The sequence below is a fragment of the Maribacter sp. PR66 genome, assembly GCF_028464205.1.
In the GTDB taxonomy this organism is placed as follows: domain Bacteria; phylum Bacteroidota; class Bacteroidia; order Flavobacteriales; family Flavobacteriaceae; genus Maribacter; species Maribacter flavus.
On record NZ_JAQPCH010000003.1, the window covers coordinates 1 to 16592 of the forward strand.

Annotated in this window: 12 protein-coding genes; 6 read left to right on the top strand and 6 right to left on the bottom strand. The window is 40.3% G+C overall.

The window, feature by feature from the left end:
- Nucleotides 1-278: 278 nt before the first annotated feature.
- From PP181_RS07530 to PP181_RS07540, 3 genes are all read right to left on the bottom strand, one after another.
- Entirely contained in the window at nt 279-2285 is a 2007-nt protein-coding gene (locus PP181_RS07530) for a putative porin (RefSeq protein ID WP_272636620.1), read from the bottom strand.
- Nucleotides 2286-2396: 111 nt separating this feature from the next.
- Nucleotides 2397-3824, bottom strand: coding sequence for a hypothetical protein (locus PP181_RS07535; protein ID WP_272636621.1), 1428 nt, complete (start codon nt 3822-3824; stop codon nt 2397-2399).
- Nucleotides 3825-3830: 6 nt separating this feature from the next.
- Nucleotides 3831-6644, bottom strand: coding sequence for a TonB-dependent receptor domain-containing protein (locus tag PP181_RS07540; protein ID WP_272636622.1), 2814 nt, complete (start codon nt 6642-6644; stop codon nt 3831-3833).
- A 213-nt stretch (nt 6645-6857) separates the two neighbouring features.
- Here PP181_RS07540 and PP181_RS07545 point away from each other — a divergent pair, with 213 nt between their 5' ends.
- From PP181_RS07545 to PP181_RS07560, 4 genes are all read left to right on the top strand, one after another.
- Complete coding sequence (locus PP181_RS07545; RefSeq protein ID WP_272636623.1) at nt 6858-7451, top strand: ribonuclease HII; 594 nt, start codon at nt 6858-6860, stop codon at nt 7449-7451.
- A 28-nt stretch (nt 7452-7479) separates the two neighbouring features.
- Nucleotides 7480-9948 carry a ribonuclease HII gene (locus PP181_RS07550; RefSeq protein WP_272636624.1) on the top strand — a complete coding sequence of 823 codons (2469 nt, stop codon included), beginning with the start codon at nt 7480-7482 and terminating at the stop codon, nt 9946-9948.
- Between the two features lie 137 nt (nt 9949-10085).
- A complete protein-coding gene (locus PP181_RS07555) occupies nt 10086-11408 on the top strand; it encodes an OmpA family protein (protein ID WP_272636625.1) in 1323 nt (440 codons plus the stop codon).
- A gap of 13 nt (nt 11409-11421) precedes the next feature.
- Nucleotides 11422-12120 (top strand): TapB family protein, encoded by a 699-nt coding sequence (locus tag PP181_RS07560; RefSeq protein ID WP_154918446.1) that lies wholly within the window; start codon nt 11422-11424, stop codon nt 12118-12120.
- A 141-nt stretch (nt 12121-12261) separates the two neighbouring features.
- On the opposite strand, the gene lipB is transcribed toward PP181_RS07560, so the two are convergent.
- From lipB to PP181_RS07575, 3 genes are read right to left on the bottom strand one after another with little or no spacing between them, the layout of a single operon-like run.
- Nucleotides 12262-12975 (bottom strand): lipoyl(octanoyl) transferase LipB, encoded by a 714-nt coding sequence (gene lipB, locus PP181_RS07565; RefSeq protein ID WP_272636626.1) that lies wholly within the window; start codon nt 12973-12975, stop codon nt 12262-12264.
- A 33-nt stretch (nt 12976-13008) separates the two neighbouring features.
- A complete protein-coding gene (locus PP181_RS07570; protein ID WP_272636627.1) occupies nt 13009-13746 on the bottom strand; it encodes a hypothetical protein in 738 nt (245 codons plus the stop codon).
- A gap of 12 nt (nt 13747-13758) precedes the next feature.
- Nucleotides 13759-13914: a YqaE/Pmp3 family membrane protein gene (locus PP181_RS07575; RefSeq protein ID WP_154918444.1), complete on the bottom strand. Its 156-nt coding sequence runs from the start codon at nt 13912-13914 to the stop codon at nt 13759-13761.
- A gap of 187 nt (nt 13915-14101) precedes the next feature.
- Here PP181_RS07575 and PP181_RS07580 point away from each other — a divergent pair, with 187 nt between their 5' ends.
- The gene (locus PP181_RS07580) at nt 14102-14812 is read left to right on the top strand and encodes an SGNH/GDSL hydrolase family protein (RefSeq protein WP_272636628.1); all 711 of its coding nucleotides are present in this window, start codon (nt 14102-14104) and stop codon (nt 14810-14812) included.
- A 39-nt stretch (nt 14813-14851) separates the two neighbouring features.
- Nucleotides 14852-16543 carry a lysine--tRNA ligase gene (lysS, locus tag PP181_RS07585; protein ID WP_272636629.1) on the top strand — a complete coding sequence of 564 codons (1692 nt, stop codon included), beginning with the start codon at nt 14852-14854 and terminating at the stop codon, nt 16541-16543.
- The last annotated feature ends 49 nt before the right edge of the window (nt 16544-16592 follow it).

Consider the following 16592-nt stretch of genomic DNA (forward strand, 5'->3'; position numbering starts at 1 on the left):
AAAGTGCCGGTCGCCCGACCCATTCATCGCCCAGTGCCTCACTAAGCGGGTGCAAATATACGCACCGTTTTCGTTTCTGCAATAGCTAAAGCAAAAAAAAGTGAAAAATTTTTATTTTATTTTTTAAGTATCTATTATTCAATCATTTAAATTGGAAATAATTTTCAAAACGATGGCCAAAAACAGTAAGGCACTGTATATCAAATAGCTATTGAAAAGGCCTCAAAACTGAAAAAAAGTCAAGTACCTATCTAAGAGCTACTTAAAATTGTCGTTTTTTATGAAAAGAAGTTCCAAACGAGGCCAAATCGGATCACAAAATCGCGATAGGGATAATTTGGTGCCGCGTAAAAATTGTATCCACTAAAGGATGAATTGAAATGTTCGGCCTTTAAAAATATCCTGGTCTGCTGGATCCGGGCATTTATAAAGAAATCCAATAACGGAAAACCACCGAGCTCCTCGGTATCCTGAACAAAAAATTCGCCTAGAACAGGGTTATAACCGTTCATGGTATATTTTGAAAAATACTTCAAGGTGATGCCGGTTTGCAAATACATGGCCTTCTTGAAAACATCTGAGGAAAAATAGAGACTGTTCCTGGTAACCAATTGGGGAAGGTTGAGGACGTTGGATTCCTGGGATACCGTTTGATACATGACCGTATTGTTCAATGCAAACTTGCCAAGCCTAAATTCCTTGGTATACTTTAGCTTTATATAGGAAATGCCCGTGTCTTCCTGAAAGGGCCTGATGGTAGCTTGCTCCGCTCCTTCCGTCACTTCTAATAGGGGGTCTGCTGCGAAATATGCGTAATTGTCCAAGTTTGTGTATTTGGCCGATAAACTTCCTATCAATTCCGAATCAAAGCTTGCTTCCAAACTATTGACCCTTTCCTTTTTAAAACTGGCCGTATTCTGCCAGTTATAATTAAGGTATTCGCTTTGATACAAAAGAAAATTAAAATCGGGCATCCTAGAAGATGAATGCAAATGAACTTTGAACCGATTCCTATCGTTGAATCTGTAGCCCGCCGAAGCATCCAGAATATTACCCGATAATTCACCAGATAGATTGTATCTGAATGCACCTTCGAGTTCAAAACCACCGATTGTCTTTTCATAATCGGCACCCAAGGCCAATTCCGTTCCATTAAGTCGACTGCCGATTTCCTGTCCGCCTTCGGTAAAAAAAACACTGTTAAAAAAATAGTTGTAATGGAAAATGTTCACATTGCCCTGTAACCTGCCCAACGTCCTATTATAAAATTCAAGGCTCAACTGGTTGTAAGCTGTCTTTAAATTGGCCTTGTCATTTACCGGTGTCAGGATAAGATCTCCAAAATAGGCATCCCCAGAGGTTTGCAAAAACTGGTAGTATTTGGTCTCATATCCAAAAGTGTGGCCCAAGGACAAGGAAGTCTTTTCCACATAGCTGGAATCCCTGTTCCTTCGGATCAATTTATAGGCGTGTTCCAAATAATAGCGTTTACCGAGTACTACGTTATCGGCATCATCAAACCGAACGTCAACTTTTGGCCTATCACGAAATTCTGGATCACCGGCCTCAAACTGGAGCTCCTTTTCCAAAAGCCCACCGTTTTCTTGGGATTTGATATCCTGTGCGGCAATATGCGCCCTCAAAGTATACCTTCCGTTCCTAGATTGGTAATTTGTTGTGGTGGTAAAATTACCGGAACGAATCTGATTGGAGTTGTATTTGCCCAAGGAGCGATGTCCTTTGTATCCAATGGAGAAATTCAGTCTTCTAGAGGTATTGAAGGTAAGCATGGCATCCAATAACTGCCCCTGTTCCAAGGTTGTCTTAAACAGGATATCGGTCATGGGAGTGGCTACATTATAATAAGGTATATCCTCCACCTCCCAATAGTTAAAATGTTTTGCCTTGGCGCCTAGGTTTGGATACATAGTGGCCCTGTCAAAATCCATTCCGAGGCTATTGTATGTTTGCCCAATATTCGAAAACGGCATCAACTCAAAATCATCCCTTCTTAAATAGTTGTATTTGTACTCCTTTTGAATTGTCAGGGTGGTATCCAAAAAGGTCGTGTCCCTTGCAAAAGATATGATTTTATAGTTCTTTATGGTAATTTCATTGATGCTATCCCTTTTGGGTTTTTCCTTCGGCAGGGGCTTTTCCTTTTTTTTTTTCGAAAGGGAATCGGTTTGGGAAATGGAATCCTTGACTTTTACGGTGCTATCCTCTTGTTGGGCACGTAGGGAAAAGGTAAGACAGCCAAAGAATACTATGAGGAAATACTTCATGCGTACTTATATCAGGCACAAAGTTAATTTTTTTGTTCCTAACTAAATGTGAAAGTTTTGGGCAATAAAAAAGCCCCATTTCATGGGGCTTTTCCAAAAAGTTATTTTCCTTTATTCAAAAGGAACTACCTGATCGGAACTTTTGTTTGCTATTAAAACTTCATTTAAATCAATGACAGTTGTTGCAACACTCGAGCCAGGCTCATAATTAATGGCATCCAAATCACTAACTACAGCCGCTATAAAAGAAGGAATTACAGCAACCGTTCCAGGATCACCTTCATTGATGTTTTCGTTAAGCAAAATTTCATTTTCATCAATGACTAATTTTACTCCCATATCTACTAATCTGATTCCTTCTGCGATAAAGACCTCCTGACGTGTCCTATAAAGAAGTTCTAATCCTGCATCATCATCTTGCATAGCCGCAATGTCATCTGCCGTTAAAGAGGTTCCGGATACGGATGGAATATCAACATTGCCATCCTGACGGCTTAACACCAGTCCAGACCTACCATTAACAACGATTGAGGAATCATCGGGCCTAGATCCTTCATCCACCTGACTTCTCTGCTCAATTGAGTCATCAATACTACGTACCTCTCTTGTTGCAATCAAATCCAACAATGAAGTTAAATTAGTTCTTGCAGATGCGATATCATTATCCGCTAAAGCCGCTTCAGCCAGAATAAGATATGCCTCTTCCGCTTTCATATAATGTACGGGTGCATCTTCATTTGGACTCAAAAAAGAATATTTCGGATCTAAAAAATCCAAAGTTGGAAGCGGTTGTAAATCATCAAAAGTTGCCCTTTCATACAATGCATCTTCAAATGTATTACTCGGTCCATTAGATTCATCGAACCTTACAGTTCTATCAAAGGAATTATCCAAGGCCAGCGCCGCCGTGGCAGCAGTAACAGCACCCGATTGATTTCCTAAATAGTAATTTGCCCGTGCTTTTGCTAAATGATATTCCGGCTTAGCATTAATAGCAATGGCGGTATCAAAAGCGGATATTGCATTTAAATAATGCTGCTCAGACGTGACGGGTACACCTACAGGTTCAGCTGGAAGAGCGGAAAAATACATTCCAGAAAACAAATAGGCCAGACCCTCAAAGTAATTGAATTCTGCCTCAGTCTCCGCATCATAATTTGGATCACCAGGACCAACCTCATTGATACCAAAAATAGCTAATTCTCTTAATCTTTGAATATCACGTTGAGTATCCCTCATATCTGGATCGGTAATTTGAATTGCCAATCCATCCATAAATTGGTTGAAGAATGTTTGTGTATTCACATAATTATCAGAACCTAATTCAGCTAAAATCAACGTTTCCTGAAAAACTAGAGCCAATTGCCTTTCAAGACCAGAAAGCCATATTGTGGCCGAGTTTGGTTGTCCCACAACCGAAGCTTCAGAAAGATTGGGGTTTTCCACTTCCTTGAAGTCAACAACGTCCCCAAAATCACCAGTACAGCCAAATATTAAGGCAGCCGTAAAAAATATTATAAGTTTTTTCATCTTTCTCATCTATTTTTAAAATTCAAACCTCATGGAGGCAATATATGTTCTTGGAGCCGATTCAGTACCATAGGCGAAGCCACCACTTGCAAAACCATTCTGAGCTGTAATACCAGACCCTGTAGTTTCTGGATCGAAAGAACCAGCAGTCCAGTTGAATGGATTTGTAACGTTAATACCCAAACGTATATTACTGAATAAAGGCTTGGCAATGTCTCCCAAATTATAGGATGCCCCAATGTTTCTAACCTTCAAGAAATCATTGTCAAATACAAAGAAGTTTACGTAATTAAATGGAGAAGTAGTTCCAATTAATTCCTCGGGAATTCCAGTATTATCCGTGCCTCTCAAGTGTCTTAACAAGAAAGACAAATCTGTAATTTGTCCACCAAACTGATAATCAGCAGTAGCAAAAAGGTTAAAGTCTCCCCATGTGTAATTTATGCCCATTGAACCAAAATTTGGGGCAAAAGTATCCCCCAAGGCCGTGTTGGGCTCAAAAGCATAGGTGCCATCATCCTGCAATACAGCTGCGGTACCTCTTAAATAACCCAGACTTTGACCTTCTTCAACAACAGAACCTAAAACTGTAAATCCACCAACTACAAATGCAGGTGCACCACCAGAATCCGTAACTAAGTTTTCATTTGTATTATACGATAAGTTAATACTTAAGTTATGTTTTTCAGTTTGAATAGGGGTAGCTGTTAAAGCAAACTCATAACCTTTGTTCTCAACCTCACCAATATTTTGAATTTGATTGGCTTGACCTGAAGATGGTGGATCCTGTGGGGTAAACAAGGCATCTTCGGTAATTCCTATATATCTTGTACCGCTTAAGAACAATCGATTACTAAAAAAACCAAGTTCCACTCCAAATTCCGTGGTCTTAACACGTTCTGAAACCAATTCATCATTTCCTTGGTTATCAAACGTAAATGAAGGACCACCTAAAAAAGGATTTTGGGCAAACGTTCTATCCTGAGAGAAAGGTTGTGCAAAATTAGTAGCTTCACCGTAATTTGCCCTCAACTTAATAGTAGAAAGAATATCCTTAAAGCCAGAATTTATATAGAAATCATGGTCACTAAAGTTATAAGTTAAACCAATTTTAGGCAGCAATAAGGGATCGGTATTGGCTCCTGAAGCGGTATTTTGGTCCAATCGACCACCAAACTCTAAAAAGGCAACATCATAAATACCAATGTTCTCTAAAAAGTAAAGACCGTAATTGGCATTTTCCAAAACAAAATCAGAAAATGTTTGCTCTGAGAAATTATTCAAAGAACGTGTTCCATCAACACCTCCTGAACCATTCAACCTATTTTGTCTATCTGAAGTCCTAAAAAATTGACCTCCCAAAATAGAAACGAATGAAAAATTCTCCGTATTCGCTCTATGGGTAATATTTACATCAGTTGTTAAAGTAAAGGCAGACCTTAATACCCGTGTCAAAGCTCCTTGGTCCGTTGTACCCTCTGCAATAGACCCCAGTGCCACTTGTAACTCATTACTCAATAACTCTTCCTGTACGGTATTTCTATTGTCAATACCAATAGTAGCATTTACTTGAAGTGCATCATCAATATCATAGATGAATTTGTTGGAAGCAGTTATACGGTTTGTTGTATTAGTGATATCCACTAATCGACCAATATTTCTGACTCTGGCCAATTCGCCTTGCCATTCCTCATCCGTAAATTCGTCTGTGGCTCCACGTGCCGAGCCCTCTAAGTTGGAAAATCTCGAGAAACTCGTATTTGCATTATAATCAAGGTTTGATTCAAAATTCACGAAAGAAAAAGAACCTTGATATTTCAATTTATCGGTAACCTTGGCTGTAAGACCAAAAGTAAAAGTTCTTCTGATTTGTTCATTAATATCGTTAAAACTATCGTCTTTATAAAGACTACCTCCAAAGTTATAGGAAAACTTTTCCGAACCTCCATTTAAGCCCACACGATACTCTTGTGACCAACCTGGTTCAAAAATCGCCTCTGCAGTCCTATCGTAACGGAGAAAATCTGTAGTAGCTTTAATTACACCTACGTTACTTTCAAAATATGCTGAACTTTTTCCGTCTTTACCTTTTTTCGTAATAATTTGAATAATTCCATTTGCAGCATCCGCTCCATATAAAGTTGTAGCAGCACCTCCCTTTATATACTCAATTCTTTCAATTGACTCTACTGGAATATCAGCCAAAGCAGAAACGTTTGCCCCACCAGTAGCAATACCCAATTGAGGATTAGAGTTTAGATTATCAACACGTACACCATCGACAATAATTACAGGTGTCGCAGATGTAGCAGCTGAAATTGGCCCCCTAGTCCTAATAATTGCCGATGTTCCTGGCTGTCCGGAACTCAAACGAACTTGAGCACTAGGTGTAGTAGACTGAAGAATTTGGTCAATTTGATTTGCCGGTAATTTGTCAATATCCTCTGAATCCAAAGCATCTACCGTAGTAGATAGTTTTCTTCGAGCAATACCAGAACCTTGACCTGTTACAACAACCTCTTCCAACGCCTGGGCATCCTCTTGCATTTTTACATCAATGGTATTTCCTGCACCAACAACCCTTGTTACTGTTTTTTGACCGATATAGGAAAATCTAAGCTCATTACCTTCTTCGATAGTAATGGAATAGTTTCCATCAAAATCTGTTTGGGTACCATTGGTCGTTCCCACTTCAACTACGGATACCCCCGGCAAGGGTAGCCCTGTTTGATCGGTCACGGTTCCCGTGATATTTTTTTCCTGTGCATAGGAAAATGTTATGCTTAAAACCAGTAATGGCAAAAGCATCCATTTAAACTTCTGTTTCATAGATTTAGTTTTTGAATTAGCAGACGCCAAAACTCTTTAAAAAAAGGAACTATTCCAAAGTGATTCTTAACTCAAAAACTAAAACTGTTAAAATTGATAGGCAAAATTGTCATATTTTTATAACTTTTGCACTTTTTAACAATGAAATACCAAATATTTAACCTTTAAATTATTCTAATAAAACAACTAGTTTTGTTAATGAAATATTAATTATTGGAAAATTTTTATCTTTTTTTTAACGAATGTGGAGCTGATGAGGCGGGACGGGGTTGTTTGGCCGGACCAGTAACGGCGGCATCGGTGATTTTGCCTGAGGTTTTTGTCAATACATTATTGAACGACTCCAAGCTTTTATCCGGTAAAAATAGGGAACTTTTAAGGCCTATCATTGAAGCACAAAGCCTGGCCTACGGTGTTGCCCATATCCACCCCAAAAAAATAGATGAAATCAATATTCTAAACGCCTCCATCTTAGCCATGCACAAAGCCATCGGCCAACTAAGAGTGATACCACCGCATATAATTGTAGACGGTAATAGGTTCAAACCTTATGAAAATATCCCACATACCTGTATCATAAAAGGGGACTCTAAGTATATGAACATCGCCGCAGCATCGATTTTGGCAAAGACCTACAGGGACGACTATATGGATAAAATACACCAGGAATTCCCAATGTATAACTGGAAACAGAACAAAGGGTATCCAACAAAAGAGCATAGGGCTGCCATTAGGGAATTTGGAGTGACCAAATACCATAGAAAAAGTTTTAGACTGTTACCGGAACAACTTACGCTTGATCTTTAAAAATCCTAAATTTGCCAAAAGGCATTTCATGAAGGTAAGGCTACTGCTTGCAATTCTATGTTCCATCTTATTGATCAATTGTGCTACAGAAAAAGATAACAACGCCACCTCTTTGGCACTTATCCCGGAGAATGTCCCCATTATCCTAAAGATCAATGATTTGGATGTCTTCCTATCTGAAGTAAAAGGAAACGAAATACTTAAGCGTATTCAAGCTACCCAAAAAATTGGTTTGTTGGCAGACCGATTCAAACCATTAAAATTTGTCAAGTCCCCAATGGGAGGGTATCTAGGCCTTATGGAAGCCCAGGGCGAACCTTTGGATTTTGTCTACATCCCATTTGATAGCGTTCCACAAATTTCTTTGGATAGCACCTTGAACAAAAGTGTGGAAATTATAGCAAAAGGGGACTTTAACTACAAGAAATACGAATTGGATGGATCTATTTTCTATGCATCCGTTCTTCAAAAAAAGGAAGTTGTGGCATCTTCCCAAGCCGCCTTGGAAGCAGTTTGGAAGCAAATGGAAAATCAGAAACCCGTAAAACATCAATTCCTTAATTTCGATGCAATTTCGAATCCTACAAAATCGGCACAAATATGGTTCGACCTAAAAAACGCCCGAAATCTTTTCAATCAGATCTTGGGAAGCAAAAATGATACTCCGGAAAGTAAGTATTCCGATTGGCTTTCCTTGGATATATCCCTAAACAACGATGCCCTTTTACTTAATGGTATCGCCGTTGTGAACGACTCCCTAAAAAATTACCTTGGGCTCTTCACCCGGACCAGCCCGATATCCAATAAAACGAAGCTATTGGCTCCAGGCGGGACGGACTCCTATATTTCATATACGTTTACGGATTACAAAAATTTCAGCAAGAACCAAAAACGTTTTTTTGATGATATAGGAGAAAGGGATTCCATCTTTTCTGCTGTCGAGGAAATAGGAATCAGTCAAATGGGCGATGAAAAAGTTATCCTTTTGAATACGTATGGTACCGCCAATATTTTGGATTATATAAATCGGTTACAAACGAACTCCTTGGAATATCAGGGCAGTGAGATCAAGGAGTTAAAAAAAGATAGCCTTCTACTGCAAAGTTTCCATCCGTTGGTACAAGGTTTTGACCCCATTTTTGCCAATGTTCTAGAAAATACATTTGTTTTTTCCGCGTCCCAGGAAACCTTGGAAAGGTTTATAAACGCTAATAAATCTGGACAGACCCTTGACAAATCCTTATTGTTCCAAAATATCCAAGACCATATTACGGATGAATCTACCCTTTTATCGGTGGCGAGCGGTAAAGGTCTCGAGAACAATCTAGGGCAAACAGGGCTAGGTAGCCTAGCCTTCCTCTTTAATAACATCGATTGGGACGATTATTTATATGGCTCCCAAGTGGTCGCCGATGCCGGTTTTCTTCACACAAATTATTTTATAAAGAAAATAAATGCTTCCGGGAATACATCGGGCGCCATGGAAATGTTCAAGACACAACTGGACTCCGATATATTTCTAAATCCCCAGTTTTTCACGAACCATAGAACCAATAGAAAGGATATCGTGGTGCAGGACCAGGACAACGTACTGTATTTAATCAATAATAAAGGGACGATTATTTGGAGAAAAGAACTGGAAAGTGCGATCCAGGGAAAAATCCACGAAGTGGACATTTATAGGAACGGCAAATACCAATTGGCCTTTACGACCAATAATCGGTTTTACATCATTGATAGGAACGGAAAGGAAGTGGCGCCTTTCACCTTTAAATATGATGGCGGCAACCTAAACCCGTTGGCGGTTTTTGATTACGCCAATAATAAAAACTATCGCTTTGTGGTCACACAAGGTAGCAAGGTTTTTATGTACAATAACGAAGGGAAAATCGTCAACGGATTTAAATATACCAAAGCGGAAAACGACATACTTGGGGCACCTCAACACTTTGTAATAGGAACAAAGGATTATTTGGTGTTCAAGTTGGCCAATGGTAATTTAAAAATATTGGACAGAGTTGGACGGGAGCGGGTAAAAGTATCGGAGAAAATAAACTTTTCTGACAACGACGTAAAAGTTCATCAGAACAAATTTGTTGTGACCTCCACCGAAGGACTTATCTACGAAATCGATGCTCAGGGAAGAGTACAGAAGTCGGACTTACAACTAAATACAGACCATGGTATGGACGCGACTTCCAGGACCTTGGTCCTCATGAACGATAATTTACTGTCCATAAGGGGAAAAGAAGTGACGTTGGACCTGGGGGTCTACACCAAACCAACTATTTTCTATTTGAACGATAAGATTTATGTTTCGGTTACGGACATCCAAAATTTAAGGACTTATTTGTTCGATAGTCAGGCCGAAGCCATAGCCGGATTTCCTGTATACGGAGCCTCCTCTATTGATATGGCAGATATGGACAGCGACAACAAGCCAGAATTGGTACTTAAGGACCAAGACAACTCCTTAGTCGTTTACAAGATTCAGTGATACATTTACCTAAGTTGTCCGTACTTACTAAGCAACCAGTCATACATTTACAGTTGCTATTTACACCATTTTCCCATAATTTTAAATGAATCTCTCTAAGGGAGAATTCACTGTATAAGAAATTAATTAACACTATTATGAAAATCATGAATTTGTCCCAAAAGCTGGTTTTGGTGACGGGCATTTTATTTTTATGTACCGTTTCCTCCAACGCACAATTCCTTAAGAAGTTAGGAAAAACGGCAGAGCGGGCAGCAGAGAGGGCCGTTGAAAGAAGGGTCGACAGGGAGGCCACGGAAAAAACGGACCAGGCACTGGATAGCATCTTGGAACCGGGTTCCAAGAAAGGAGGAAATACCCCTGTTCCTAATGGCAGGAAACCCGAAGAAAGTACTTCTGAAAATGGGGATAGTTCAGAAAACGCCCCAATGGCTAGCTCGGAAGGGCCAAAGAGTCTGGAGGTATATAGTAAGTTCGATTATGTTCCCGGCGACGAACAATTGTTCTTTGATGACTTTGCCAATGACTTTGTGGGCGACTTTCCATCAAAGTGGAATACCAATGCGGGCGGTGAGGTGGTAACCTTGGGTGGCGACTCCCAAAAATGGTTCAAATTAAAGGCAGGATACCAAATATATTTTATTCCCAATGCTCCAAAAATCCCTAATGATTTTACCATTGAGTTCGACATAATTGGAATTGGAGTGGAAGGAGTTTCCTCCACGGCACATCTTCGTGTTGATTTAAGTGACAACGAAAAATTTGCTGAAGGTTCCAATTTCGTTCAAGCACACATTCCGTTTTGCCAATACACACCAGTGGGTATCACCTTTGAGAACAGAAAAAATGATAAAAGGGAAATATATAGTACCGTAAAGGCCGATATACGAAATGCCATCATCAATGGAGCACATATTTCCATTGCTGTTAACGATGAACGTTTTCGTCTATGGGTGGACGAAACAAAATATGTGGATGTTCCAAAAGCAGTACCATTAGGAAAATTGACCACTTTAAAATTTCATGCCAATAACTTCAAGGACAATACGGAACAAGTGTTTATAACCAATTTAAAAGTTGCCAAAGGGGGTGAGGACTTAAGGAGAAAGCTTTTGTCCGAAGGAAAAATATCCACCAACGCCATACTTTTCAATTCTGGTTCTGATCAGTTAAAGCCGGAATCCATGGGCGTCATTCGGCAAATATTCCAGGTATTGGAACAAGACTCCAGCATCAATCTTAAAATAGTGGGGCACACGGACAGCGATGGCGCCGAAGATACGAACATGAAACTTTCAAAAAACCGTGCCGAGGCCGTAAAAAGTGCCCTTGTTTCCGTATACGGTGTGGATGCCGGTAGGCTATCCACAGATGGCAAGGGAGAATCCGAACCCGTAGGAGACAATAGCACCAGTGATGGAAAATCACAGAACAGAAGAGTAGAATTTATTAAACTTTAAACACTAAAATAAAATGAAAATCAAGTTTCTTTTTTGCCTTACCTTCCTTTATGGCACTTCACTGACATTGGGCCAAAATGCCTGTAGTAAATACTATCCCATGGAAGAGGGCAGTACCTTTCAATACACCATGTACGACAAAAAGGATAAGGTAGAAGGTGTCACGGACTATGTTGTTTCCAACGTAGAAAATGATGGCGGAAATACCACGGCGACCATGAAACTTACTTATACTGATGACAAAGGAAAAAATGTCCTGGAATCTGATTATAATATCACCTGTACCGGTAACGGTGTCAAAATAGATTATGAAAGTCTATTCCCCTCCGAAATGAAAAAACAATACGAGGATATGGGTATGGACATGGAGATTACGGGTACGGATATTGAAATACCCAATGATCTTTCCGCTGGGCAAACGCTTGATGATGCAAACCTAAGCGTTACCATGGATATGGGTGCCATGAAGATGAAAATCAACGTGGATACCTTTGACCGAAAAGTGGAGAAAATGGAATCCGTTACCACGCCCGCAGGTACCTTTGATTGCTATTTGATTACCGAAAAAAGTAAATCCAAAGTAATGATGGCCAATGTGGAAATGAGCAATAAGGTTTGGATTTCAGAAGGTGTGGGCATGATAAAACAGGAATCCTACGGTAAAAACGGCAAGCTTATGAGCCGTATGGAGCTGACCAAGTACAGTAAATAGATTGGGCGTATAGCATTAATAAGAGGCTGTCTAAAAAGTAAATTCTGCTGTCAATTCGAGCGGAGTCGAGAATTATAGCTTATGGGTTTTAAATGCATCTCGACTGCGCTCGATGTGACTTATGAAGGGATTTGTGACTTTTTAGACAGCCTCTTTTTTCATTATCTGCGCCTCAAAAAGCTCTGCAAAGTGTATTAACAGCTTTTCCTTTACCTCATCCATATCCACAGTTGCTTTTCCCAATTCAACGTTCAAAGAGGTAACTGCCTTGTCCTTTATCCCACAGGGAATCATCAAATCAAAATAGCCTAGGTCCGCATTCACATTTAGAGCAAACCCATGCATGGTCACCCACCTACTGGCACGAACGCCCATGGCACAAATTTTTCGGGCGAAGGGCGTTCCAACATCCAACCATACCCCTGTTTCACCTTTGGAACGTTCGGCCTTCAAACCATACTCCGCCAAAGTGAGAATGACCATCTCCTCAAGAAGTCTTAGGTATTTGTGAATATCGGTAAAGAAATTATCCAAATCAAGAATGGGGTAACCTACGATCTGGCCAGGCCCGTGGTAAGTGATATCCCCGCCCCTATTGATTTTATAAAATTTGGCACCTTTTGCACTAAGCTCATCCTCGTTTACCAACAGGTTTTGGATATCCCCACTTTTGCCTAGGGTATAAACATGTGGATGCTCCACAAAAATAAGATGGTTGGGGGTTTCCAAAGCAGTCTCCTCCCTCCTGTTTCTGATTTTCAAATCCAATATTTGCTGAAACAAAAGTTCCTGATAGTCCCAGGTCTCCTTATAATCCTTGACGCCCAAGTCCTCCAAAAAAACGGTTTTGTTCATGGTGCAAAGATACGAATAGGAAAAGGTTCCTGCCTACTTTTCCAGTTCCACTTCAATATTGATAGACTCCGGATCCTTGAGCATGTCCAAAAAGTTCACCTCATAGATTAGGGTTTTCCCATCCATGGAAAAAGTGGCATCCTCCACATTGGTAGATTTCACTCTTTTAGGAAAGTGATATTTGAACGTGTAGGTGGAACCGCTCAAAAACATTTCAGTGCCTTGTAGGCTATCCAGGCTCTTTTGGAACAAATCCTGGTCCTTGATTTTAGCTTCTCGAACAAAACGGTCCCCGGTAAAGGAGTAGGAAACCTGGGTGGGATCTTCGGCAGAATTTTGGGGAATGGGCTGTTCCGCAGAGGAAGGACCAATTTTACTTGCCATCTGAAAGGCGTTGAATGCATTGTTGACATCGGATATATTCTTAAAATCCGAAAACATCTCAAAATTCATAGTACCATTAGGCCCGTCCACGAGCATGTGTATGCTAAAAGGTTCCAATTTTTTCAATTTTTCCTGTTCTTCTAAGGGCAATTGGGCAATACTATCACGTTTTTCACGCAAAAGGTCCTTGAAAACGATCGTGGAGTCCATAACCTCCTCCATTTTTAGGCTATCGTTATCGGGTAACATGGACATCATTTCGCTTCCATCAAAACCGATACTCATTTTCCCGGAGCCGTCCGCATTGAAATAAATTTCTTCGGTAAAATTACAGGCAACGAACAGGACCATTATCATAACTGACCACAATACCCTTCTTGCTCCCATATAAAGAAAGTTTTAGTTTGGATTGTTTAAGATAACCAATGCAGCGATAACCCCTGGTACCCAGCCACAAAAAGTTAATAACAGCACTATTAAAAAGGATCCGCAACCCTTTCCCAGAACGGCCAAGGGCGGAAAAAGAATGGCCAAAAAAACCCTAATTAAACTCATTTTACTTTTTGATTTTTGATTGATGTACCTATTAGTTGCTAAATTATCAGAATTGTTACGATCGCGTACCCATCCTTTGGTATCAAAAAGGATGAAACCTATGAAATTTAAATATTTGATTCCGATTTAAGTGAAACCATAACCCAAATATTTCGTAACTAGTATATTAAAAATACAAATTAGCAAAATGAATACTTTCAAGATTATAGCGCTCATTCTATTATTTTTCAATTGCACATCGAGCGAGAATGAATTTCTTACGCGCTCCGAAGAAATGCGTTCAGAGTATCAAAAAGAATTCAAATATTTGGCTTTGGGCGATAGTTATACGGTTGGAGAAAGTGTTGCGTCAAATCAAAGCTTTCCTATGCAACTATCAGAAAGGATTGAAAGTGAATTAAATACGAGTGTCGAAACAAAGATAATTGCGAGAACCGGTTGGAGAACAGATGACCTTCAAAACGGTATTTCGAATACAAGAATAGACAAACCTCAAGATCTGGTCACCCTCTTGATTGGCGTCAACAATCAATACCAAGGCAAACCTTTTGAACAATATAAAAAGGAACTTCCAGAACTTTTAATCAATGCCCTTGACTTTGTGGAAGGTGATGCCGAAAAGGTGTTGGTCATCTCCATCCCGGATTATGCGTTTACCCCATTTGGCCAATCTAGGGATGTGGACAAAATATCAAGGGAAATTGATATGTATAACGAGTTTGCCAGGTCCATTGCAGTTGAAAATAAGGTTCGCTTTATTGAAATTACGGATATTACCAGAATGGGCTTGGAGCAGCCCCAACTTGTGGCAAGTGACGGTCTTCATCCCTCCGGGGAGGCATATAGTAAATTTGTAGATCGCATCCTGCCTTTGGTGGAGGAACGTTTTAAAGATTAGCGCATTCTTACCTATATTTGCGCCTTTAAATAAATCGAAATGCAATTATCCGAACAAGAGGTCATTCGAAGAGAGAAATTGGGGAAATTAAGGGAATTGGGCATCAATCCATATCCCGCCGAGTTATATCCTGTTGACACCACATCCAAGGAAATCAAAAATGATTATGAGGAAGGCAAAAAGGTGACCATTGCGGGTAGATTGATGTCGCGACGGATACAGGGAAAAGCTTCCTTTGCCGAAATTCAGGACAGTGAAGGTCGCATACAGGTCTACTTCAACAGGGATGAAATTTGTACCGGGGAGGACAAGACCCTATACAACGAGGTTTACAAGAAACTGTTGGACATAGGTGATATCATTGGTATAGAAGGGGAACTGTTTACCACCCAAGTGGGCGAGAAAACAGTCATGGTCAAGAACTTTAAAATGTTAAGCAAGGCCCTGAGACCCCTTCCCCTTCCAAAACAGGATTCCGAAGGAAAGGTGTTCGACGAATTCAATGACCCCGAATTGCGCTACCGCCAGCGCTATGTGGATTTGGTCGTAAATCCCAAAGTGAAGGAAACCTTCATTAAACGGACAAAGATTACCAACAGCATTCGGGAGTTTTATAACAATCGAGGGTATTTGGAGGTGGAAACGCCCATTTTACAACCTATCCCGGGCGGTGCGGCCGCAAGGCCATTTTTGACCCACCACAATGCGCTGAACATACCGTTATATTTACGTATTGCCAACGAATTGTATTTAAAGCGATTGATCGTTGGTGGCTTTGATGGAGTGTACGAGTTTTCCAAGGATTTTAGGAACGAGGGTATGGACCGTACGCACAATCCGGAATTTACCGTGATGGAATTGTATGTGGCCTACAAGGATTACAATTGGATGATGGATACCACGGAGCAATTGCTGGAAAAAGTAGCCATGGATGCCAATGGGTCCACAAAAGTTACAGTGGGTAATCACGAAATCGAATTTAAGGCGCCGTATCCCAGAGTGCCTATTTTGGAAGCGATAAAAATCCATACAGGAGTCGATGTTTCCCAAATGGAGGAGAACGAATTGAGGGAAACTGCCAAAAAATTGGGCATTGAAGTGGATGACACCATGGGTGTTGGTAAATTGATCGATGAGATTTTTGGGGAAAAATGTGAGCACCACTATATACAGCCCACTTTTATTACGGATTATCCCAAGGAAATGAGCCCGTTGACCAAGGAGCATAGAACAAATCCAAGACTTACCGAGCGCTTTGAGCTAATGGTAAACGGTAAGGAATTGGCCAATGCCTATTCTGAGCTGAACGATCCAATCGATCAGCGCGAACGCTTTGAAGATCAATTGCGACTCTCAGAAAAAGGGGACGATGAGGCGATGTTCATTGACCAGGATTTTCTAAGGGCCTTGGAGTACGGAATGCCACCGACTTCGGGTATTGGAATTGGTATTGACCGTTTGGTGATGTTGATGACCAACAATTCCTCCATACAAGAAGTACTTTTCTTTCCGCAGATGCGGCCGGAGAAAAAGGCCGTTCAACTTTCCGATAATGAGAAGGCCATTTACGATATCCTTAAAAAGAAAAAAAGCATGTCCTTGGATAGCCTAAAGACCCAATCCGGGTTAAGCAACAAGGCATGGGACAAGGGAATCAAGGGTTTGACAAGTCAAAATTTGGCGAAGGTCCAAAAGGAAAACGACGCGCTATTGGTGTCCTTAACGGAATAAGAGTTTTTATTTTATAATGTAAATTCTTCGGAACAATTATTCTTAAAAA

Coding starts and splice junctions, on each gene's coding strand:
- PP181_RS07530 (WP_272636620.1), bottom strand. CDS start 2,285: ATGAAGTATTTCCTCATAGTATTCTTTGGCTGTCTTACCTTTTCCCTA.
- PP181_RS07535 (WP_272636621.1), bottom strand. CDS start 3,824: ATGAGAAAGATGAAAAAACTTATAATATTTTTTACGGCTGCCTTAATA.
- PP181_RS07540 (WP_272636622.1), bottom strand. CDS start 6,644: ATGAAACAGAAGTTTAAATGGATGCTTTTGCCATTACTGGTTTTAAGC.
- PP181_RS07550 (WP_272636624.1), top strand. CDS start 7,480: ATGAAGGTAAGGCTACTGCTTGCAATTCTATGTTCCATCTTATTGATC.
- PP181_RS07555 (WP_272636625.1), top strand. CDS start 10,086: ATGAAAATCATGAATTTGTCCCAAAAGCTGGTTTTGGTGACGGGCATT.
- PP181_RS07560 (WP_154918446.1), top strand. CDS start 11,422: ATGAAAATCAAGTTTCTTTTTTGCCTTACCTTCCTTTATGGCACTTCA.
- lipB (WP_272636626.1), bottom strand. CDS start 12,975: ATGAACAAAACCGTTTTTTTGGAGGACTTGGGCGTCAAGGATTATAAG.
- PP181_RS07570 (WP_272636627.1), bottom strand. CDS start 13,746: ATGGGAGCAAGAAGGGTATTGTGGTCAGTTATGATAATGGTCCTGTTC.
- PP181_RS07575 (WP_154918444.1), bottom strand. CDS start 13,914: ATGAGTTTAATTAGGGTTTTTTTGGCCATTCTTTTTCCGCCCTTGGCC.
- PP181_RS07580 (WP_272636628.1), top strand. CDS start 14,102: ATGAATACTTTCAAGATTATAGCGCTCATTCTATTATTTTTCAATTGC.
- lysS (WP_272636629.1), top strand. CDS start 14,852: ATGCAATTATCCGAACAAGAGGTCATTCGAAGAGAGAAATTGGGGAAA.